General features: G+C 68.8%; 22 protein-coding genes and 1 pseudogene. 15 read left to right on the top strand and 8 right to left on the bottom strand.

Annotated elements, in window-relative coordinates; translation table 11 throughout:
- Positions 1–138: 138 nt before the first annotated feature.
- Genes AC5Y4C_RS13760 through AC5Y4C_RS13750 form a run of 3 tightly spaced genes read left to right on the top strand, consistent with a single transcriptional unit; the run spans position 139 to position 3,716 of the window.
- Complete coding sequence (locus tag AC5Y4C_RS13760) at positions 139–2,400, top strand: MMPL family transporter (RefSeq protein WP_499963622.1); 2,262 nt, start codon at positions 139–141, stop codon at positions 2,398–2,400.
- Positions 2,381–3,082, top strand: a complete 702-nt coding sequence (locus AC5Y4C_RS13755) for a TetR/AcrR family transcriptional regulator (protein WP_499909698.1) — start codon at positions 2,381–2,383, stop codon at positions 3,080–3,082. Before AC5Y4C_RS13760 ends, AC5Y4C_RS13755 begins: the two co-directional genes overlap by 20 nt.
- On the top strand, positions 3,075–3,716 hold the full coding sequence (locus tag AC5Y4C_RS13750) for a class I SAM-dependent methyltransferase (protein WP_499963620.1): 642 nt from the start codon (positions 3,075–3,077) through the stop codon (positions 3,714–3,716). Before AC5Y4C_RS13755 ends, AC5Y4C_RS13750 begins: the two co-directional genes overlap by 8 nt.
- A gap of 4 nt (positions 3,717–3,720) precedes the next feature.
- On the opposite strand, the gene AC5Y4C_RS13745 is transcribed toward AC5Y4C_RS13750, so the two are convergent.
- Entirely contained in the window at positions 3,721–4,434 is a 714-nt protein-coding gene (locus AC5Y4C_RS13745) for an NAD-dependent deacylase (protein WP_499947536.1), read from the bottom strand.
- A 39-nt stretch (positions 4,435–4,473) separates the two neighbouring features.
- On the opposite strand from AC5Y4C_RS13745, the gene AC5Y4C_RS13740 reads away from it, so the two are divergent.
- Positions 4,474–4,848, top strand: a complete 375-nt coding sequence (locus AC5Y4C_RS13740; protein ID WP_499914370.1) for an Rv1152 family transcriptional regulator — start codon at positions 4,474–4,476, stop codon at positions 4,846–4,848.
- Here the strand turns inward: AC5Y4C_RS13740 and AC5Y4C_RS13735 are convergent.
- Both AC5Y4C_RS13735 and AC5Y4C_RS13730 read right to left on the bottom strand, forming a co-directional pair.
- Positions 4,845–5,684: a class I SAM-dependent methyltransferase gene (locus AC5Y4C_RS13735; RefSeq protein ID WP_499909706.1), complete on the bottom strand. Its 840-nt coding sequence runs from the start codon at positions 5,682–5,684 to the stop codon at positions 4,845–4,847. The genes AC5Y4C_RS13740 and AC5Y4C_RS13735 overlap by 4 nt on opposite strands.
- Before the next feature lie 12 nt (positions 5,685–5,696).
- Positions 5,697–6,215 carry a DUF1697 domain-containing protein gene (locus tag AC5Y4C_RS13730; protein WP_499909708.1) on the bottom strand — a complete coding sequence of 173 codons (519 nt, stop codon included), beginning with the start codon at positions 6,213–6,215 and terminating at the stop codon, positions 5,697–5,699.
- 41 nt (positions 6,216–6,256) lie between these two features.
- Here AC5Y4C_RS13730 and AC5Y4C_RS13725 point away from each other — a divergent pair, with 41 nt between their 5' ends.
- Entirely contained in the window at positions 6,257–6,700 is a 444-nt protein-coding gene (locus tag AC5Y4C_RS13725) for a PPOX class F420-dependent oxidoreductase (protein ID WP_499914374.1), read from the top strand.
- Here the strand turns inward: AC5Y4C_RS13725 and AC5Y4C_RS13720 are convergent.
- Positions 6,697–7,884 (bottom strand): MFS transporter, encoded by a 1,188-nt coding sequence (locus AC5Y4C_RS13720; RefSeq protein ID WP_499909854.1) that lies wholly within the window; start codon positions 7,882–7,884, stop codon positions 6,697–6,699. The two genes, AC5Y4C_RS13725 and AC5Y4C_RS13720, sit on opposite strands and share 4 nt — an antisense overlap.
- Positions 7,885–7,930: 46 nt before the next feature.
- Between AC5Y4C_RS13720 and AC5Y4C_RS13715 the strand changes: the two genes are divergently transcribed.
- Together AC5Y4C_RS13715 and AC5Y4C_RS13710 are read left to right on the top strand one after the other, a co-directional pair.
- Positions 7,931–8,500: an HhH-GPD-type base excision DNA repair protein gene (locus AC5Y4C_RS13715; protein ID WP_499909711.1), complete on the top strand. Its 570-nt coding sequence runs from the start codon at positions 7,931–7,933 to the stop codon at positions 8,498–8,500.
- 4 nt (positions 8,501–8,504) lie between these two features.
- On the top strand, positions 8,505–8,651 hold the full coding sequence (locus AC5Y4C_RS13710; protein ID WP_499909713.1) for a DUF1059 domain-containing protein: 147 nt from the start codon (positions 8,505–8,507) through the stop codon (positions 8,649–8,651).
- Positions 8,652–8,758: 107 nt separating this feature from the next.
- On the opposite strand, the gene AC5Y4C_RS13705 is transcribed toward AC5Y4C_RS13710, so the two are convergent.
- On the bottom strand, positions 8,759–9,943 hold the full coding sequence (locus AC5Y4C_RS13705) for an Rv1157c family protein (RefSeq protein ID WP_499909856.1): 1,185 nt from the start codon (positions 9,941–9,943) through the stop codon (positions 8,759–8,761).
- 150 nt (positions 9,944–10,093) lie between these two features.
- Here AC5Y4C_RS13705 and AC5Y4C_RS13700 point away from each other — a divergent pair, with 150 nt between their 5' ends.
- Entirely contained in the window at positions 10,094–11,338 is a 1,245-nt protein-coding gene (locus AC5Y4C_RS13700) for a mannosyltransferase (RefSeq protein ID WP_499963618.1), read from the top strand.
- Here AC5Y4C_RS13700 and AC5Y4C_RS13695 read toward each other — a convergent pair.
- A complete protein-coding gene (locus AC5Y4C_RS13695; protein ID WP_499963616.1) occupies positions 11,283–11,567 on the bottom strand; it encodes a 4a-hydroxytetrahydrobiopterin dehydratase in 285 nt (94 codons plus the stop codon). The two genes, AC5Y4C_RS13700 and AC5Y4C_RS13695, sit on opposite strands and share 56 nt — an antisense overlap.
- A 26-nt stretch (positions 11,568–11,593) precedes the next feature.
- Between AC5Y4C_RS13695 and AC5Y4C_RS13690 the strand changes: the two genes are divergently transcribed.
- On the top strand, positions 11,594–12,001 hold the full coding sequence (locus AC5Y4C_RS13690; RefSeq protein ID WP_499914382.1) for an NUDIX domain-containing protein: 408 nt from the start codon (positions 11,594–11,596) through the stop codon (positions 11,999–12,001).
- Here AC5Y4C_RS13690 and AC5Y4C_RS13685 read toward each other — a convergent pair.
- On the bottom strand, positions 11,988–12,521 hold the full coding sequence (locus tag AC5Y4C_RS13685; protein WP_499963614.1) for a DUF488 domain-containing protein: 534 nt from the start codon (positions 12,519–12,521) through the stop codon (positions 11,988–11,990). The genes AC5Y4C_RS13690 and AC5Y4C_RS13685 overlap by 14 nt on opposite strands.
- Positions 12,515–12,730 carry a globin family protein gene (locus AC5Y4C_RS13680; protein ID WP_499963717.1) on the bottom strand — a complete coding sequence of 72 codons (216 nt, stop codon included), beginning with the start codon at positions 12,728–12,730 and terminating at the stop codon, positions 12,515–12,517. The genes AC5Y4C_RS13685 and AC5Y4C_RS13680 overlap by 7 nt, the downstream gene beginning before the upstream one ends.
- A gap of 16 nt (positions 12,731–12,746) precedes the next feature.
- On the opposite strand from AC5Y4C_RS13680, the pseudogene AC5Y4C_RS13675 reads away from it, so the two are divergent.
- From AC5Y4C_RS13675 to AC5Y4C_RS13650, 6 genes and pseudogenes are all read left to right on the top strand, one after another.
- Positions 12,747–12,866 (top strand): annotated as a pseudogene (locus AC5Y4C_RS13675) (hypothetical protein); the annotation flags it as partial.
- Positions 12,867–12,877: 11 nt separating this feature from the next.
- Entirely contained in the window at positions 12,878–13,159 is a 282-nt protein-coding gene (locus AC5Y4C_RS13670) for a MarR family transcriptional regulator (RefSeq protein ID WP_499963612.1), read from the top strand.
- Positions 13,160–13,395: 236 nt separating this feature from the next.
- Entirely contained in the window at positions 13,396–15,279 is a 1,884-nt protein-coding gene (typA, locus tag AC5Y4C_RS13665; protein WP_499909725.1) for a translational GTPase TypA, read from the top strand.
- A 77-nt stretch (positions 15,280–15,356) separates the two neighbouring features.
- Complete coding sequence (locus tag AC5Y4C_RS13660; RefSeq protein ID WP_499963711.1) at positions 15,357–17,150, top strand: ABC transporter family substrate-binding protein; 1,794 nt, start codon at positions 15,357–15,359, stop codon at positions 17,148–17,150.
- 14 nt (positions 17,151–17,164) lie between these two features.
- Positions 17,165–18,046 carry an N-acetyl-1-D-myo-inositol-2-amino-2-deoxy-alpha-D-glucopyranoside deacetylase gene (gene mshB, locus AC5Y4C_RS13655; protein WP_499909727.1) on the top strand — a complete coding sequence of 294 codons (882 nt, stop codon included), beginning with the start codon at positions 17,165–17,167 and terminating at the stop codon, positions 18,044–18,046.
- Between the two features lie 128 nt (positions 18,047–18,174).
- Positions 18,175–18,624, top strand: coding sequence for a hypothetical protein (locus AC5Y4C_RS13650; RefSeq protein WP_499909729.1), 450 nt, complete (start codon positions 18,175–18,177; stop codon positions 18,622–18,624).
- The last annotated feature ends 5 nt before the right edge of the window (positions 18,625–18,629 follow it).

Genomic DNA, 18,629 nt, shown 5'->3' with positions numbered 1-18,629 from the left:
TAAGAAGACTTTGAGTCACGTTTCGGAAAACGGTGGCAATTCTTACCGACGGGTAGGGTCGAGCGGTTTGCCGTTGACCGCCATGAGTTATCGCTGATAAGTTACCGCCGATACGTATGTAGGGCGGAAGGACGTTGCGTGCTCGCCGGAATCGCTCGAATGGCCATCGCGGCGCCGCGGCGCGTCATCGCCGTCGCACTGCTCGTCATGGTGGGCACCGCGGTGTTCGGCATTCCCGTCACGAAGAGCCTGTCGGCGGGCGGTTTCCAGGACCCCACGTCGGAGTCGGCGCAGGCCGCGACCATGCTGTCACGCACCTTCGGGCAAGGCGACATGGAACTGGTGGTCAGCGTCACCTCCCCTGCGGGTGCTCAAAGCCCACAGGCACGCGCGGCCGGCCTCGACATCGCACGCCAGCTGCAGGAGTCACCGTTCGTCGCGCAGGTGACCTCGGCGTGGACGTCGGGTCCTGCCGCGGCGCCGGCGTTGATCAGCAAGGATGGCCAGACCGGGTTGATCGTCGCCGGCATCTCCGGCACCGAAAGCGAAGCCCAGCAGCGTGCCAAGGCCTTGGCCGCCCAGGTGGCCCATGACCGCGACGGCGTGACCGTCAAGGCCGGCGGCGAAGCCATGATCTACGTGCAGATCAACGGCCAGAGCGAAAAAGACCTGCTGCTGATGGAATCGATCGCGATCCCGCTCAGCTTCCTGGTCCTGGTGTGGGTGTTCGGCGGGCTGCTCGCGGCCGCGCTGCCGCTGGCGGTCGGCGGGTTCGCGATCCTCGGCTCGATGGCCGTTCTTCACGCGATCACGTTCGCCACCGACGTTTCGATCTTCGCGCTGAACCTGACCGTCGCGATGGGACTCGCGCTGGCCATCGACTACACCCTGCTGATCATCAGCCGCTACCGAGACGAGCTCGCCGACGGCCGTCCGCGCGACGAGGCCCTGATCCGGACGATGGCCACCGCGGGACGCACTGTGCTGTTCTCGGCGATGACGGTCGCGCTGTCGATGGTCGCGATGGTGTTGTTCCCGATGTACTTCCTGAAGTCGTTCGCCTACGCCGGTGTCGCGGTGGTGGCATTCGCCGCGGCGGCCGCGATCGTGGTGGCGCCGGCGGCTATCGCGCTGCTGGGCGAGCGGCTGGACTCGCTGGACGTGCGCAAGCTCAGCCGCCGAATTTTGGGGCGGCCGGAACCCGTCGCGAAGCCGGCGCAGCAGACGTTTTGGTACCGCTCGACGAAATTCGTTATGCGCCATGCCATTCCGGTAGGCGTCGTGATCATCGTGCTGCTGCTCGCGCTCGGTGCGCCGTTCCTGGGCGCCAAGTGGGGCTTCCCCGACGATCGCGTGCTGCCGCAGTCCGCGTCGGCGCGCCAGATCGGCGACAGCCTGCGCAGCGACTTCGCGGTGGACAGTGCCATGAACGTGACCGCGGTGATCCCCGACATGTCCGGGGTCAGCCCACAAGAGCTGGGCCGCTACGCCGCCGAATTGTCGACGGTGCCGGACGTCTCGTCGGTCTCCACGCCGGTCGGTACCTTTGTGCGTGGTGCGCCGGCCGGGCCGCCGTCCGCCGCCACCGGGATGAAGGACAACAGCGCGTTCGTCACGATCGGCAGTACCGCGCCGCTGTTCACCGCGGCCTCGGAAACGCAGCTCGACCGGCTGCACGCCGTCACCGGCCCCGGCGGCCACGACTTGCTGCTGACCGGTACCGCGCAGATCAACCGGGACAGCAGCCATGCGGTCACGTCTCGTATCCCCGCGGTGCTCACAGTGATCGCGGTCATCACGTTCGTGCTGCTGTTCATGCTCACCGGCAGTGTGGTGCTACCGCTGAAAGCCTTGCTGCTCAACGTCTTGTCGTTGACCGCCGCGTTCGGTGCACTGGTGTGGATCTTCCAGGAGGGCCACCTCGGGGCGTTCGGCACCACACCCACCGCCACGCTCGTCGCCAACATGCCGGTGCTGCTGTTCTGCATCGCGTTCGGGCTGTCGATGGACTACGAGGTGTTTTTGGTCTCGCGGATCCGCGAGTTCTGGCTGCAATCGCCGCAGACGCGCACCGACAACGACGAGAGCGTCGCGCTTGGTCTCGCCCGCACCGGCCGCGTGGTGACGGCCGCGGCGCTGCTGATGTCGATTTCGTTCGCCGCGCTGATCGCAGCGCAGGTGGCATTCATGCGGATGTTCGGCGTGGGTCTCACGTTGGCCGTGCTGGTCGATGCGACGCTGGTGCGGATGCTGTTGGTCCCGGCGTTCATGCATGTGTTGGGGCGGGCGAACTGGTGGGCGCCCAAGCCGTTGGCGCGTCTGCACGCGCGGTTCGGAATCAGCGAATCGCCCGCGCCCGCGACGAGCGAGACGAAACCGCGTGTCCAGTCCCGCGCCTAGTTCCGATCGCAGGCGCCGATCTCCGCGCGGCGCCGGTGACCAGCTGCGCGACGAGATCCTCGACGCTGCCACCGAGCTGCTGCTGAAAACCGGTCAGGCCAAAGCGGTTTCGATCCGTTCGGTGGCCCAGCGCGTCGGCGTTACGCCACCGTCGATCTACCTGCACTTCAAGGACAAGGACGCACTGCTCGACGCGGTGTGCGCACGGTATTTCGAGAAGCTCGACGAAGAGATGCAACGAGCGACGATAGGGCAGACGACCACGATGGACGTGCTGCGCGCCCAGGGTCAGGCCTATGTGCGGTTCGCGTTGCAGACGCCCGAGTTGTACCGGATCGCCACGATGAGCGAGGGCCGCCCCGGCAGCGACGTGGATCTCACCCTCAACAGCTCGGCGTTCACCCACATGCGTGCCACCGTGCAAGCGTTGATGGACCAGGGCATCTACGTCCAAGACGACGCGACCACCACAGCGCTCGAGATGTGGACCGCCGCGCACGGCGTCGCGGCGCTGCTGATCGCCAAACCGTATCTGCCGTGGGGTGACGTGGAGCAGTTCACCGACCGGGTACTGCGCGCGGTGTGCTGCGGCCAGATCGTCAGCGGGATAATCGGCTACGACGCCAGCCCACAGGACGCCATCAACACGATCATGAAAATCAAAGAGGCAGAACATGAGTGACGAAGCCATCCGCGTCGAGAACCCGCTGTTCGCCCGGATCTGGACGGTGCTGTCGCGCCATGAGCCGCCGAAACTGCGGGAGCTGCGTCGGCGAAACCTCGCCGGGCTCACCGGCCGGGTGCTGGAAGTGGGTGCAGGCACCGGCTCGAATTTCGTGCACTACCCGACCACGGTCGAGGAGGTGATCGCCGTGGAGCCCGAGCCGCGGCTCAATGCGATCGCCCGCCGAAGCGCGCGCACGGCGCCGGTGCCCATCACCGTCGTGGATTGCGCGATCGAAGACTTGACGTCGGGCGCGCCGTTCGACGCCGTGGTGTGCTCGCTGGTGCTGTGTTCGGTCGAAGACCCCGAAGCCGTACTGCGGCAACTGTTTTCGATGCTGCGGCCGGGTGGCGAGCTGCGCTATCTGGAACATGTGGCCAGCGGCGGTGTTCGCGGCCGGATGCAACGGCTGGCCGACGCGACGATCTGGCCGCGGCTGGCCGGCAACTGCCACACGCACCGCGACACCGAGCGGGCGATTGCCGCCGCGGGCTTCGTGCCGCAGACGGCCCGGCGCGAGTGGACGCTTCCGGGATGGGTCCCGGTGCCGGTGTCCGAGCACGCGCTGGGCCGGGCGGTGCGGCCCGCGTAGGTGCTCAGCCGACCAGCTCCACGATGCGGTCGAGCAACGTCGGGAGCGCACGCGCGGCGGTGTCGCGGACCGTGACGGTCGCGAAGTCAGACAGTGGCGTGGCGTCGGGGTTGACTTCGATGACGGGGATGCCCTGGGCCAGTGCAGCCGACGGCAAACCCGCTGCCGGGTAGACGATCCCGGACGTGCCCACCACGATCACCACGTCGGCGGCTGCCACAGCGTCGACGGCCTGCTGCCACGGCTCGTCGGGCAGTGGCTCGCCGAACCACACCACGCCAGGACGGATCCGGCCGCCGCAGTCGCACAACGGCGGGTCCACGGCGCCGACGGGTTCGGTCATCTGTGGCAGATCGCCGCGATACTCCTTGCCGCATTCCGAGCAGCGGAACTCGAACAGACTGCCGTGCAAGTGGGCGACGTGGCGGCTGCCCGCACGCTCGTGCAGGTTGTCGATGTTCTGGGTAACGACGCGCACGTCGGCGTGACGCTGCCAGTCGGCGACGGCGTAGTGGCCGGGGTTGGGCTCGACGGACCGCACGAGGTGGTAGCGCCACAAGTACCACGCCCACACCACGTCGGGCTGTCGCAGCCACGCGGCCGGGCTGGCGAGCTCTTCAGGGTCGAAGGTCTCCCACAGGCCGGTCTGGGCGTCGCGGAACGTCGCAACGCCGCTTTCGGCCGACATCCCGGCGCCGCTGAGCACCGTTACACGCACGGAATCCACGGTAGCGGCAGGTCGCGCTATGTTGAGCAGGTGTCCGAGTTGGCCGACTGGGTGCGGCTGGACAGCACGGCGGGCACACCGCTGTTCGATCAGTTGAGGACCCAGATCATCGGCGGCATCCGGGACGGCCGGCTGGCCGCGGGCACCCGGCTGCCGACGGTGCGCGCCTTGGCGAGGCGGCTCGGGCTGGCGGTCAACACCGTGGCGCGGACCTACCGCGAACTCGAGCTGGCAGGGTTGGTCGAGACGCGCGGCAGGCACGGCACTTTCGTTTGCGGCGCCGATCCCGGCGAGGCGGCGATGGCAGCGGCCGCGCGGTCATTCGTCGACGCGGCGCGTGCGCTGGGGGTCGGCGAGCAGGAGGCCCTGCGCTACGTCGAGACAGCGTTCCGGTCGCAGGGCTAACCGAACTCCAGCAGCGTCAGCGTCGGCCGGAACGGATCGAACAGCGGGAGTCGTTGCAGCGTCCACACCAGCACGTTGAACACGGGTCCGCGCCCGCGCGGCAAAGGCAAGTCGTGCACGGCCCGCACGCCCGGCACCGTGTTCACCAGCTCGGCGATCTGCGCCACCGACAAGCTGAACGGCATCGGGGGCACCCGGTAGCGCAGCGAGGTGCGAAAGCCGCGGCGGATCAGCGTGGTAGCCGAGTGCGGCGGCAGGTCGAACATCATCTGGCCGCCGGGGAATCGGCGCGCGCACTCGGTGATCAGGCCCATCGCCTCGTCGGGCTGCAAGTACATCAGCAGACCCTCGGCGGTGATGAACACGCCCGGCGCGGGGTCGACGTCGTCCATCCAGGAAAAGTCCAGTGCCGACTGCGCGCGTTCGGTGATCCGCTCGGAGCGCGGCAGCAACCGTCGGCGCAACTCGATCATCGGCGGCAAATCAACAGTGAGCCAACGGAATTCGTGACCGACGTCGGACGCGTCGAGCCGCCAGAAGCTGGTTTGCAGACCTTCGGCGAGCGCCACGACAGTGGCCGACGGATGCGCGGCGAGATAGCGCCGGGCGTTGTTGTCGAAAGCCAGCGCGCGCACCGCGACGTCTTGGCGCGGGCCCATGCCGAACTTGGCGAAGTCGTAGTCGATGGAGTCCATCAGCTTGATCGCCATCGGGTCGTCGATGATCCGATCCGGCCTGCGGGCTTCGTTTGCGCGCGCCCGCAACGTCATCAGTGCCGTCTCGGAGACGCCGGTCAGCGCGGTCGCGTCGGCGCGGTGGCCGTTCAGGGAGCTCATCGTCGCGCCAGTTTACCGGCGCAGGACCTTCTCGAGCGTGCGCAGGTTGCGGGTGGTGGTCGACGACTTGTAGCGCTTTTTGCCCATGGTCTTGCCCATCGCGCTGTCGAGTGTCTTCGACCGCGGCACTTGCCAATAGATCACGCCGTTGCCGCGTTGAATCCGTTCGCCGGGGCCGGGGGACAGCGCTGCGAGTTCGTCGAGCACGTCGGGATCGGAGACGAACGTGACGTACGAGTGGGTGTCGGCCACCTCGCGTTCGAAGGGATAGCTGTCGGAGATCTCTTGCAAGGTGTCGAGGTCGTAGACCAGAACCCACGCGTCGTAGCCGAAGTTCTCGCGCAGCGCGGCCTCGGCGTTGGTGCGCACCGTGGCCGCTTTGGCCTTCGATTCCAGCAAGACATTCCCGCTCGCCAGGATGGTCTGCACCTTGTCGAAGCCCGCGTCGGTGAGCGCTTTGGCCACGTCGGCCATCTTGAGGTTGACCCCGCCGACGTTCACGCCTCGCAAGAACGCGGCGTAGCGAGTCATTGGGTCATCGTAAGCGCGGCACTTGGACGTAGGCTCGCACTATGGCGCCCCAGGCTTTCGACGACAAGCTGCTCGCCGTGATCCGCGGAAACTCGCTGGGCGTGCTGGCCACCATCAAGCGCGACGGGCGGCCGCAATTGTCGAATGTCTCCTACTACTTCGATCCGCGCACCGCGGTGATCGAGGTGTCGATCACCGAGCCGCGGGCCAAGACCCGAAACCTGCGCCGCGACCCGCGGGCGTCGATTCTGGTGAGCGCCGACGACGGCTGGTCCTATGCGGTGGCCGAGGGGACCGCAGAACTGAGCCCGCCGGCCGCGGACCCGCACGACGACACGGTCGAGGGCTTGATTGCGTTGTACCGCAACATCGCCGGCGAGCATCCCGATTGGGACGACTACCGCCGGGCGATGGTCACCGACCGCAGAGTCCTGATGCGGCTGCCGATCTCGCATGTGTACGGCATGCCGCCCGGGATGCGTTAGCGGCGCTGGGTCTCGCGGTGCTGCTGCACCAGGATCGCGCCAAGGCACACCGCAGCCAGCGCTGCGACCGCGACCGCGAAAGCTATTCCGGCAGTGCGCAATCCCCACGTCTCAGCCGCGAAGCCCTCGCCGATCACGGGCAGCGAGATCGCGATGTAGGCGACGACGAAGTACGTCGAACTCACCTCTGCGCGTCGATCCGGTGGCGTCTGCTCGGCCACGGCGGCCAGACCGCGGGTGAAACTGACGCCTTGCCCGGCGCCCGCCACCACGGCGCCGACAATCAGCAGCGGCAGGCTCGAAAAGCCAAGGGCCGCGGCGATGATCAGCATCCCGAACGCCAACGTCGCGCAGCCGACAGCCACCGCGCGCTGCGGGTCGATCCGCCCGGACATCAATTGGGCGATTGCCGACGCCGCGAAGATCGAGCACACGACCGCCCCAGCCACCGCATGGTTGCCGACGTCGATGATGCCTGCCAGAAACGACGGCGACACCGCGGTGAACAGGCCGAGCACGGCGAAACCCGCGAACCCGGCGGTGGCCGCGACGGCGAACACCGCGCGGACATGAGGCGGCACTGCGAGCCGCTGAAGGCCAATGCGGCCCGAGCGCGGGCTGGTTTCGGGCGCGACGAGCACACCGGCGGCGGCGAGCGTCATCAGCACGATGTGCACCGCGAACGACAGCGCCAGCGGAGCGGGCGCGTACTGCACCAGCAGTCCGGCCAGCAGCGGCCCGACGCCGAGGCCGCCGATGTTGGCGACGGTCGCGATCCCCGCCGCGCGGCCGCGCCAGTGTTCGGGTGCCGCCTCGATGACGGCGGCGGTGGCGGTTCCGGTGGCCACCCCCGCCGACAGGCCCGAGAGCAACCGGCCGAGCAGCAGGTCGTCGACGCCGTTGGCGGCCAGGAATGCGACTGCGCTACCGACCGCAAAAGCGATGGCCAACAACAACATCGGGCGTCTGCCCACCGCGTCGGACCAGCGGCCGAACAGCAGCAGTGCGGCCAGCACCCCGCCGGCGTACGTTGCGAACACCACGGTGGTGGTCAGCACCGAGAAGTGCATGCGCTCGGAGTACAGCGCGTACATGGGCGTCGGCAGCGTAGTGCCGAGCATGAGCGCGGCGAACACGTACGCCAACAGTGGAAAGGCGAACGTGGTCCGCCGGCTGGTATTCAGCGCCTGATACTCCTGTCGTCCTGGGTCGGGGCTCTAGACTAAGCCGGTGCCGAAGCTGCAGTTGGTGGGTGATCCGGCCGCCGATGCGTTGCTCGACGACAACCCGATGGCGCTGCTGATCGGGATGCTGCTGGATCAGCAGGTGCCGATGGAGACCGCGTTCGCCGGGCCGAAGAAGATCGCCGAGCGCATCGGCGGCATCGACGCCCGCGAGATCGCCGACTACGACCCGGAGAAGTTCGCCGCGTTGTGCGCGGAACGGCCTGCCGTGCACCGATTTCCGGGCTCGATGGCAAAGCGGATCCAGGCGCTGGCCCGCGAGATCGTCGACCGCTACGACGGCGACGCGGCCGCACTGTGGACGCAAGGCGATCCCGACGGCGCCGAGGTGTTACGCCGGCTCAAGGAGCTGCCGGGGTTCGGCGAGCAGAAGGCGCGGATCTTCCTTGCGTTGCTGGGCAAGCAGTACGGCGTCACGCCGAAGGGCTGGCGTGCGGCTGCGGGTGAGTACGGCAAGGCCGGCAGCTACATGTCGATCGCGGACGTGGTCGACGCCGGCTCGCTGGAGAAAGTGCGGTCCTACAAGAAGCAGTTGAAGTCGGCAAAGAAGGGCTAGCTGAATGAAGACGCACATCAACTGTCCGTGCGGGGAAGCCATCACCGGTAAGGACGAGGACGACCTCGTCGAGAAGACTCAGGCGCACCTGGCCGAGGCGCATCCCGGCCTGGAATACGACCGCGACGCCATTCTGTTCATGGCGTACTGACGCCGGTTCGGTCCCGACGCGCGTTCGCATTCCCGCGAGCGTGCCCTCCTGCACACAAAGCGCCGGCGTGTCGCCGTGCAGACACGCCCGCTCGCGGGGATGAGGGGTTACGGCACGACTGTCGAGCCGATCGTCGGCAAGAACGTGCACTGCCGCTCGACGGTGGTGACCTGGCCGAAGATCGTCGACATGATGCTGCCTGAGCCGGTGTCGGCGATCGCCATCAACGTGGTCGGCCCGTTCGGGTTGATGTCGGGGTTCGGCTTGAGCGTCTCGGTGCCTGACTTGCCGGTGGTCAGGTTGACCCAGGTGACGTTCAGCGGAAGCTTCTGCTCGGCCGCCGGGCCCGGCGTGCCGACCGCAGTGAACACGTACGCGGTCTGACCCGCCTTCGGGCCGGGTTTCGGAATCGACGCCGGACCGGCCACCGAGATCGCGGTCGCGATCGCGTTGCCGCCGTCGGCCAGGCAGCCGTTGCCGATCGACGGGTACATGAACTCCTGCGTCGGCGGGGCGTCAGGCCCGAACGCAGCGGGCGCCGGGCCAGGCGCTGGGGCAGGTGTTTCCGGAGCCGGAGCCGGTGCAGGCGCTGCGGCCGCGGGTGCAGGCGCAGGGGCCGGGGCCGCGGCCGCAGCGGGCGCCGCGGGGGCTGCCGCGGGAGCTGGAGCGGCCGGGGGTGCAGGCGCACCGGGTGCCATCGCGGTCAGGGCCCGGCCGGTGGGGTCGGGCGCGGCCCCGGGCGCCGGTGCGAGCGCATTTCCGGTGGCCGGCCCGACGACATGGGCCGGATCGATCCCGGTGGGCAGATGCGGCACGGTTCCGGGCTCGACACCAGCCGGGGGAACGTGCACCAGCGGGCTTCCGACCGCAGGTTTGTCGGAGGGCGAACTAGGCGCCGACGGAAGCAGTTGGTTCAGGTTGCCGGGCAGGTTCACGTTGTTCGGCAACTTGATCGAAAGGCCCTGCGGCGGCGGGCCGCCGGGACGGCCCGGCTGCTGCACGAACTGGTTGACCGACGACGCCACCTGGCGCGAATCCGCCGGGGCGCCCGCATTGCTGGCGAATGCGGACGCGGCGTTCATCAGCATCGACGCGGCGCTGTCCGGGTTGGCTGCCGCCTGCTGAAGAACCGGGCTCAGCTGCTGGATCGCGGGCAGGCCCGGGGCCTGGGCGATGTCGATCGGGATCGGCGGCGGCAGCGGGTCGGCCGATGCCACCCCGGAGGTCGCCAGACCACCTATCGCCGCGGCCAGCGCGGCGATACCCGCGAACAGCTTCTGGGTGCAGGACACAGAACGTCTCTCGGTCTCGGTGGCAGGCATGCCTGCGAACGTATCGCGATACAGGAGTGACTCAAGTGACACATGTGTCGTTTATGCGACCGTTACGCACCTGAGTGCCTTCGGTGATGTCGGGTCCGACGGAAACCGGTCGCTAAAGTCATGCCGGTAGAAACCATCACTTCTGCCCCGGCCCCCATGCGCGCCCGGTTGGCCACCACCGTCCCGCCGCTGCTGCTTCTGCTGAGCATCGCCGTGCGGCTGGGATGGACCTACCTCGCACCCAACGGCGCCAACTTCGTCGACCTGCACGTCTACGTCGGCGGCGCAGCGACGCTGGGCACCGGCCAACCGCTCTATGACTTCGTCTACGCCGACCAGACGCCGGATTTCCCGTTGCCGTTCACCTACCCGCCGTTTGCCGCGGTCGTCTTCTACCCACTGCACCTGGTGCCGTTCGGCCTTCTGTCGTTCGCCTGGACCGTCGGGATCATCGCGGCGCTCTACGGCGTGGTCCGCGTCAGTCAGCTGCTCATCGGGCGGGGCGGCCACCGCGCGGCGATGTGCTGGACCGCCGTCGCCATCTGGATCGAGCCGTTGCGCAGCACCCTGGACTACGGCCAGGTCAACGTGATCCTGACGCTCGCGGTGTTGTACGCCGTCTACAGCAGGCGGTGGTGGTTGTCGGGGCTTCTGGTCGGACTGGCGGCCGGCATAAAACTGACCCCAGCGATCAGCGGTCTTTACTTCCTCGGCGTAAAGCGTTGGGCCACGGCGGTTTTCGCGGGCATCGTGTTCGCCGGCAGTGTCGTCGTCTCACTGTTGGTGGTCGGCGAGCAGGCCCGCTACTACTTCACCCATCTGATCTTCAACGCCGACCGGGTGGGATCAGTGGCCACCTCGTTCAACCAGTCCTGGCGCGGCGCCATCAGCCGGATCGTGGGGCACGACGCCGGATACAGCCTTCCGGTGCTGGTGGCGATCGCCGCGACCGCGGTCCTGGCGGTGCTGGCGTGGCGTGCGATCGGCGCGGGCGATCCGCATCAGCCGGACCGTCTCGGCGGAATCGTCGTCGTGGAACTGTTCGGCTTGCTGTTGTCGCCCATCTCGTGGACGCACCACTGGGTGTGGCTGGTGCCGACGATGATCTGGCTGATCCACGGCCGGCTGCGCGATCGCCGCGGGGCCCAGGTGCTGGGCTGGGGCTGGCTGGCGCTGACCGTCATCGGGCCGCCGTGGCTACTGAGTTTCGCGCAGCCGACGATCTGGCAGACCGGTCGACCGTGGTACCTGGCGTGGGCCGGCCTGGTCTACGTCGCGGCCGCGGTCGCGACGCTGGCGTGGGTGGCCACTACTGGCCGACGATCTCGTCGATCTCTTTCGCCAGCGCCAGATCCTTCTCCGTGATCCCGCCCTCGGAGTGCGTCGAGAGCGCGAATGTGACTGTGCGCCAACGGATGTCGATGTCGGGGTGATGGTCGGCGGCTTCGGCGCGCTCCGCGATGCGCCGGACCGCCTCGATGCCCGCAAGGAACGAGGGAAACTTCACGGAGCGGCGCAGCGCGTTGTCGACGCGTTCCCAGCCGCCGAGGTCGGACAGCGCGGCGTCCACTTCGTTGTCGGAGAGCACGGCCATACTGCGACCGTATACCGTTTGCGGCCATGGGACAGACACTCGTCGTGGCGGGTGCGCTGATCGTCGACGGGGCTCTTCTGGTGGCACAGCGGGCCCGGCCGCCCGAGCTGGCCGGATGCTGGGAGTTGCCGGGCGGCAAGGCGGGTCCCGGCGAGACGGACGCCGCAGCGCTGGCCCGCGAGCTTGCGGAGGAACTGGGCATCGAGGTGTCCGTCGGCCCGCAGGTCGGCGACGACGTCGCCCTCGGCGACACGATGACGCTGCGCGCTTACCGGGTCACGCAGACATGCGGCCGCCCCGTACACGCGCATGACCACCGCGCGTTGCGCTGGGTGCGCGCCGCCGAACTGGGCGAGCTGAATTGGGTGCCGGCCGACCGGGCGTGGATTCCCGAGCTGACGCGGCTGCTGTCAGCAGACATCACGACCCGGTAGCGCGGTCCCACACCACCTGGCCGTCGGCGCGCAGACGCGCTCCCTGCGCCGGAGAATGGCGGACGAGCCGGCCGTCGTGCATGAGGTGCTCGACGGGTACGCCGCAGCGCAGCACCGCGACATCGGCGACAAGCCGCCGGTGACACCGCCACCACACGCTTTCGCTGCACATCATCGCCGTCTGCTGTCGGCCGGCTTCGTCGAGCAGACCCGTCAGCGCCTCGCTGAATTCGGCGGTCCGCGTGTACGCCGCGTACGCAGCGAACTGCGCCACCTGCCACCACGTATCTTCGGGCACCGCACCTGAAGGCAGTCGGCGTCGGCCGCCCAGCCGAGGCTCCCAGCGATAGTGGATACCTATGTCAGACAACCAGATACGCAATTCGTCAGCCGCGACGTCGGGGTTGCGCCGGCTGTTCGGATAACGCCGAATATCCACCAGCGCTTCGACATTCGCGTCGCGCAGCAGTTCGCCCAGCGCATCGCGGCCCAGGGCGCCATGGCCGACGGAGATCAGCACCGCAGCGCGTGGGCCCGAGTCAGTAACGCATCGAGCTGCGGAGCATCGGTCCCGGCGAGCCGACGATGCGTGGCCGCGGCGACCCGGGCCGCCTGCAGCTCGGCGCGCTCGGCCGGCCCGCGGTACATGTGGTCGACGGTAGCTGTCCACAGGGTCAGCCAGCGCACCAAGTGCTCGGCGGACAACGGCGTGCGGTGGTGGACGGGCAAGCCTGTTGACGCCTTGGCGCTACAGGGCTGGAACGCGCCCGTGACCGTCGACCGGCTGGACCCGTTCGTCGAACCGGATGCGTGTGTGGCGCGCCTGGGGCGCCGACTGAGTTCGACGCCGGCGGTCGCGGCCTAGGGTCTGGAGTCATGGGCTTGCCCGACGAGGTGTACACGCGACTGCTGGCGCTGCGCACCGAGTTGCGCCGCTTCGAGCGGTGGAGCGCCGAACAGGCGCAATCGGCCGGGCTGACGCCGATGCAGCACCAGTTGCTGCTCGCGATCCGCGGCCACGCGGACCGGCGCGGCCCGACCATCGGCGAGGTCGCCGAATACCTGCTGTTGCGTCCGCACAGCGCAAGCGAGTTGGTCAATCGTGCCGTCGCCGCAGGCCTCGTCGACCGCGTGCGCGACAGCACCGACCAGCGGTGATGCGGTTACAGCTCACCGAGGCGGGCGCGCAGCGCCTCGAGTCGCTGACGGCCATGCACGTCGAAGAATTGCAGCGGCTGGCCCTGCAGGTGCCCGAACCGTAAGCCGCTCAGCTCTGGTATCGCTCGTGGCAGACGACCTCCCGCAGCTGCATTACATCGTAATACGATATTTCTCGGCTCGGTCAGGTCGGCACGTGGCGGGGGCCACTTTCGCAGGGCTGCCACAATTTGCGGGTGGACTTCCGGAATGTCGCGATCGTCGCGCACGTCGACCATGGGAAGACAACGCTGGTCGACGCGATGCTGCGGCAGTCCGGCGCGCTCAGCCATCGCGGCGACGACGCGCTCGAGCGCGTTATGGACACCGGTGATCTCGAGCGCGAAAAAGGCATCACAATCCTGGCCAAGAACACCGCGGTGCACCGTCACCACAAAGACGGCAGCGTCACGGTCATCAACGTCATCGACACGCCCGGTCACGCCGACTTCGGCGGCGAGGTGGAGCGCGGACTGTCCATGGTCGACGGGGTGCTGCTGCTCGTCGACGCGTCCGAAGGCCCGCTGCCGCAGACCCGCTTCGTGCTGCGCAAGGCGCTGGCCGCGCACCTGCCGGTGATCCTCGTCGTCAACAAGACCGACCGGCCCGACGCGCGCATCGCCGAGGTCGTCGACGCCAGCCACGACCTACTGCTCGACGTCGCCTCCGACCTCGACGACGACGCCCAGAAGGCCGCCGAACACGCGCTCGGCCTGCCGACGCTCTACGCGTCGGGTCGTGCGGGCATCGCCAGCACGGTGGCACCCGCCGACGGCAACGTGCCCGACGGAACCAACCTCGACCCGCTGTTCGACGTGCTGCTCGAGCACATCCCGCCACCGTCCGGAGACCCCGACGCGCCGCTGCAGGCTCTGGTCACCAACCTCGACGCATCGGCGTTCCTGGGTCGGCTGGCGTTGGTGCGCATCTACAACGGCCGGCTGCGCAAGGGCCAGACCGTCGCGTGGCTGCGCGAAGACGGCGTCACGAGCGCCAAGATCACCGAGTTGCTCGCCACCGAGGGGATCGAACGAAAACCCACCAATGAGGCGCAAGCGGGCGACATCGTCGCGATCGCCGGCATCCCCGACATCATGATCGGCGACACGCTCGCCGACCCCGACGCGCCAAAAGCATTGCCGCGCATCACCGTTGACGAGCCGGCGATCTCAGTGACGATCGGCACCAACACCTCGCCGCTGGCCGGGAAAGTGCCGGGGCACAAGCTGACCGCACGGATGGTGCGGGCCCGTCTCGACCAAGAGCTCGTCGGCAACGTGTCGATCCGGGTCGTCGACATCGGCCGCCCGGACGCGTGGGAGGTGCAGGGCCGCGGGGAGCTGGCGCTCGCGGTGCTCGTCGAACAGATGCGCCGCGAAGGCTTCGAGTTGACCGTCGGCAAGCCGCAGGTGGTGACCAAGATCATCGACGGCAAACTGCACGAGCCGTTCGAGGCGCTGACCATCGACTGCCCGGAGGAGTACGTCGGCGTGGTCACCCAGCTGATGGCCGCCCGCAAGGGCCGGATGGTCGAGATGGTCAACCACACCACCGGCTGGGTGCGGATGGAGTTCGTCGTGCCGAGCCGAGGACTGATCGGGTTCCGCACCGACTTCTTGACCGAGACCCGCGGCACCGGAATCGCCAACGCGGTGTTCGACGGCTACCGGCCCTGGGCCGGGGAGATCAGGTCGCGGCACACCGGGTCGCTGGTGTCCGACCGGGCGGGCACCGTCACCCCGTTCGCGTTGCTCCAACTTGCCGACCGCGGAACGTTTTTCGTCGAACCCGGCCAGGACACCTACGAGGGCATGGTCGTAGGGGTGAACCCGCGCGCCGAGGACCTCGACGTCAACGTCACCCGCGAGAAGAAGCTGACGAACATGCGCAGCTCGACCGCGGACGTCATCGAGACGCTGGCCAAACCGATCGAACTGGACCTCGAGCAGGCCATGGAGTTCTGCGCAGCCGACGAATGCGTGGAAGTGACGCCGGAAATCGTGCGCGTGCGCAAGGTCGAGCTGGACGCCACGGCCCGCGCACGTGCGAAGGCGCGCGCGAAGGCAGCCAACCGCGGATAGCGGACCGTCGTCATTACCCTGTAGTCGTGCCGGCCCCTACGCTCCGCGTTGTCGTCGCTCTTGCCGGCGCACTCGCGATGCTCTCGGCCTGCACCGTCAGCCCGCCGCCTGCGCCGCAGAGCACGGACACGTCGCAGAATCCGGCGCCTCCGCCGGCGCGAGCCTTCCAGATCATCATGGGCATCGACTCGATCGGCGCGGGCTTCAACCCGCACCTGCTGTCAGACCAGTCGCCGGTGAGCGCCGCCGTCGCCGCGCTGGTGCTGCCGAGCACATTCCGGCCAGTGCCCGACCCGACCACAAGCACCGGCTCGCGCTGGGAGATGGACACCACGCTGCTGCAATCGGCCGAGGTCACCAACACGAATCCGTTCACGGTCACCTACAAGATCCGGCCGGAGGCGCAGTGGACCGACAACGCGCCGATCGGTGCCGACGACTTCTGGTACCTCTGGCGCCAGATGGTCAGCCAGCCCGGGGTGGTCGATCCCGCCGGCTACAACCTGATTACTGCGGTGCAGTCGATCGACGGCGGAAAGCAAGCGGTGGTGACGTTCTCGTCGCCGTATCCGGCGTGGCGTGAACTGTTCAGCGACATCCTGCCGGCGCACATCGTCAAGGACGCTCCCGGCGGGTTCCCGGCCGGGCTGGCTCGGGCCATGCCGGTGACCGGCGGACAGTTCCGCGTGGAGAACATCGACCCGCAGCGCGACGAAATCCTGCTGGCCCGCAACGACAGGTTCTGGGCGGCGCAGGCGCTGCCGGACCACATCCTGCTGCGCCGCGCGGGCGCCCCGGCGGCGCTGGCCGACTCGATGCGCAACGGCGACACCCAGGTGGCCCAGGTGCACGGCGGCGCCGCCGCCTTTGCGCAACTGTCCGCGATTCCCGGGGTGCGCACAGCCCGCATCATGACGCCGCGGACCATGCAGATGTCGCTGCGGGCGGTTACCCCCAAGCTCGCCGACGCGCGGGTGCGCAAAGCGATCCTGGGGCTGCTCGACGTGGACCTGCTGGCTGCCGTCGGCGCAGGTAGTGACAACACCGTCACGCTCGCGCAGGCGCAGGTGCGCTCGCCGTCGGATCCTGGTTACGTGCCGACCGCGCCGCCTGCGCTGAGCAAGGACGCCGCACTGAGCCTGTTGACCCAGGCCGGATACGACATCGACACCGACGCGACCGTGCCGACGGCCTCGACTCCGCCGTCGGCCGGATCGCGCACGAACGAGCCGCCGCCGCCCACCCCGGAGTCGACGCGCGGGCGGATCAGCAAGGACGCCGTGCCGCTGACGTTGGTGATCGGTGTGGCAGCCAACGACCCGACCTCCGTGGCGGTCGCCAACACGGCCGCCGACCAGCTGCGCAGCGCAGGAATCGCGGCGTCCGTGCAACCCCTGGACCCGCCGGTGCTCTACGGCGACGCGGTGCCCAACAACCGGGTCGACGCCGTCGTCGGCTGGCACCGGGCAGGAGGCGACCTGGCCACCGAGCTGGCGTCACGCTACGGGTGCACGGCGCTGCCGGGGCCCGCGGCCAACGGCACCACCACCACGACGTCGCCCGCGGTCACCCCCGCATCCGGAACCGAGGGTGATCCGAGCGCTCCCATCCAGGTGCCCAACAACATCACCGGCCTGTGCGATCCGTCGCTTCAGCCGCGCATCGACGCAGCGTTGATGGGCCACGTCCCGATCGGCGAGGTGGTCAACTACGTCGAGCCCAGGCTGTGGGAGATGTCGACCGTGTTGCCGATCCTGCAGGACGCCACGATCGTGGCCGCCGGCCCGCGCGTCGAGAACGTCAGCTTGTCCGGCGCCGTGCCCGTGGGCATCGTCGGCGACGCGGGCCGCTGGGTGAAGATGCCGCAATAGGTCGCAGGTCTTCGATGTCTGACTCCGAACGTCGCCGGCCTTCCGGCTCCGACACACCACGGCTGCTGTTCGTCCACGCCCATCCCGACGACGAGACGCTGACCACCGGCGCGACGATCGCCCATTACGCCAGCCGTGGCGCCGACGTGCGGGTGGTCACCTGCACGCTGGGTGAGGAGGGTGAGGTGATCGGCGAGCGCTACGCGCTGCTGGCCGTCGACCACGCCGACCAACTCGGCGGCTACCGCATCGCCGAGCTGACGCGGGCGCTGGCGGCGCTGCGTGCCGGCGAGCCGACTTTTCTCGGCGGCGCGGGCCGGTGGCGCGATTCCGGGATGGCCGGTACGCCGCCGCGACGCCGGCAGCGGTTCATCGACGCCGGGGACGCGGCGGTGGCCGAGCTGACTGCGCTCGTCGAGACGTTGCGGCCGCACGTCGTCGTCACCTACGACCCCGGCGGCGGTTACGGCCACCCGGACCACGTCCACACCCACTCCGTGACCGCGGCGGCCCTCGCGCGCTCCGCGTGGGCCGTGCCGAAGTTCTACTGGACGGTGCTGTCGTCGTCGGCGGTCGACGCCGGCCTCGCAGCGCTCGGGGACGTTCCCGACGGCTGGATCAAACCCGCGCCGGGCGACATCACGTTCGGGTACCCCGACCACGAGATCGACGCGGTCGTCGACGCCAATGATCATCTGCCCGCGAAGATCTCGGCATTGCGCGCGCACGCCACCCAGGTCAGCGTCGCGCCCGACGGGCGGTCGTGTGCGCTGTCCAACAACATGGCGCTGCCGATCAGCGGCCAGGAACACTACGTGCTGGCGACGGGCACGGCCGGGCCGCGCGACGGCCGGGGCTGGGAAACCGACCTGCTGGCCGGGCTCGACCTTGGCTAGCAACCTTGGCTAGCCGCAGGCGCGCCGCGTAAGCTTCGACCACACCAGCGCCGCAAGGGAGGGACTGGCATGGACCCGGATCTGGATCCGCAACTGGAGTACTGGCAGTGGCATGCCGACAGCTTCCAGTGGGTGATCGGCTCGCTGGTGAGCGTTCTCGACAGCATCCCGACCTGACCGGTTCTCCCGGTGCCGCCGGCCTGCGTGGCCGGGCGGGTTCTGCCGTGCGCGCTGTCGTGCTGGTGCTGCTTGCGGTCGACGGCGTGATCTCCGCGGTGCTGGGTGCGATCTTTCTGCTCGTCTACCTCGGCAAGGTGCCGTTTCCCATCAGCGCGCTGGTCAGCGGGCTCGTCAACGCGGTGCTGGTCTGGGCCGCTTCGCAGTGGACGTCGTCGCGGGCCCTTGCGGCGCTGCCGCTGTGGACGTTTCTGTTGACGCTGGCCGTGATGACGTTCCCCGGCCCGGGCGGTGACGCATTCTTCGGCGGGCCCGGTTTCGGTCAGTGGGCGCCGGCGCTGCTGTTGATCCTCGGGGTCGTGCCGCCCGCGATCATGCTGCGACGCCGCCTACTACGCTGACATCC

Source organism: Mycobacterium sp. NGS35 (assembly GCF_059812855.1).
The sequence above is the reverse complement of the archived record's forward strand: the minus strand, read 5'-3'. Positions and strand labels throughout refer to the sequence as shown.

Bases quoted from the DNA above. Each gene is read 5' to 3' on its own strand.
- AC5Y4C_RS13735 (WP_499909706.1), bottom strand. From the start codon at position 5,684: ATGAGCTCCCTGAACGGCCACCGCGCCGACGCGACCGCGCTGACCGGC.
- AC5Y4C_RS13730 (WP_499909708.1), bottom strand. From the start codon at position 6,215: ATGACTCGCTACGCCGCGTTCTTGCGAGGCGTGAACGTCGGCGGGGTC.
- AC5Y4C_RS13725 (WP_499914374.1), top strand. From the start codon at position 6,257: ATGGCGCCCCAGGCTTTCGACGACAAGCTGCTCGCCGTGATCCGCGGA.
- AC5Y4C_RS13700 (WP_499963618.1), top strand. From the start codon at position 10,094: ATGCCGGTAGAAACCATCACTTCTGCCCCGGCCCCCATGCGCGCCCGG.
- AC5Y4C_RS13710 (WP_499909713.1), top strand. From the start codon at position 8,505: ATGAAGACGCACATCAACTGTCCGTGCGGGGAAGCCATCACCGGTAAG.
- mshB (WP_499909727.1), top strand. From the start codon at position 17,165: ATGTCTGACTCCGAACGTCGCCGGCCTTCCGGCTCCGACACACCACGG.
- AC5Y4C_RS13695 (WP_499963616.1), bottom strand. From the start codon at position 11,567: ATGGCCGTGCTCTCCGACAACGAAGTGGACGCCGCGCTGTCCGACCTC.
- AC5Y4C_RS13750 (WP_499963620.1), top strand. From the start codon at position 3,075: ATGAGTGACGAAGCCATCCGCGTCGAGAACCCGCTGTTCGCCCGGATC.
- AC5Y4C_RS13670 (WP_499963612.1), top strand. From the start codon at position 12,878: ATGGGCTTGCCCGACGAGGTGTACACGCGACTGCTGGCGCTGCGCACC.
- AC5Y4C_RS13690 (WP_499914382.1), top strand. From the start codon at position 11,594: ATGGGACAGACACTCGTCGTGGCGGGTGCGCTGATCGTCGACGGGGCT.
- AC5Y4C_RS13660 (WP_499963711.1), top strand. From the start codon at position 15,357: ATGCTCTCGGCCTGCACCGTCAGCCCGCCGCCTGCGCCGCAGAGCACG.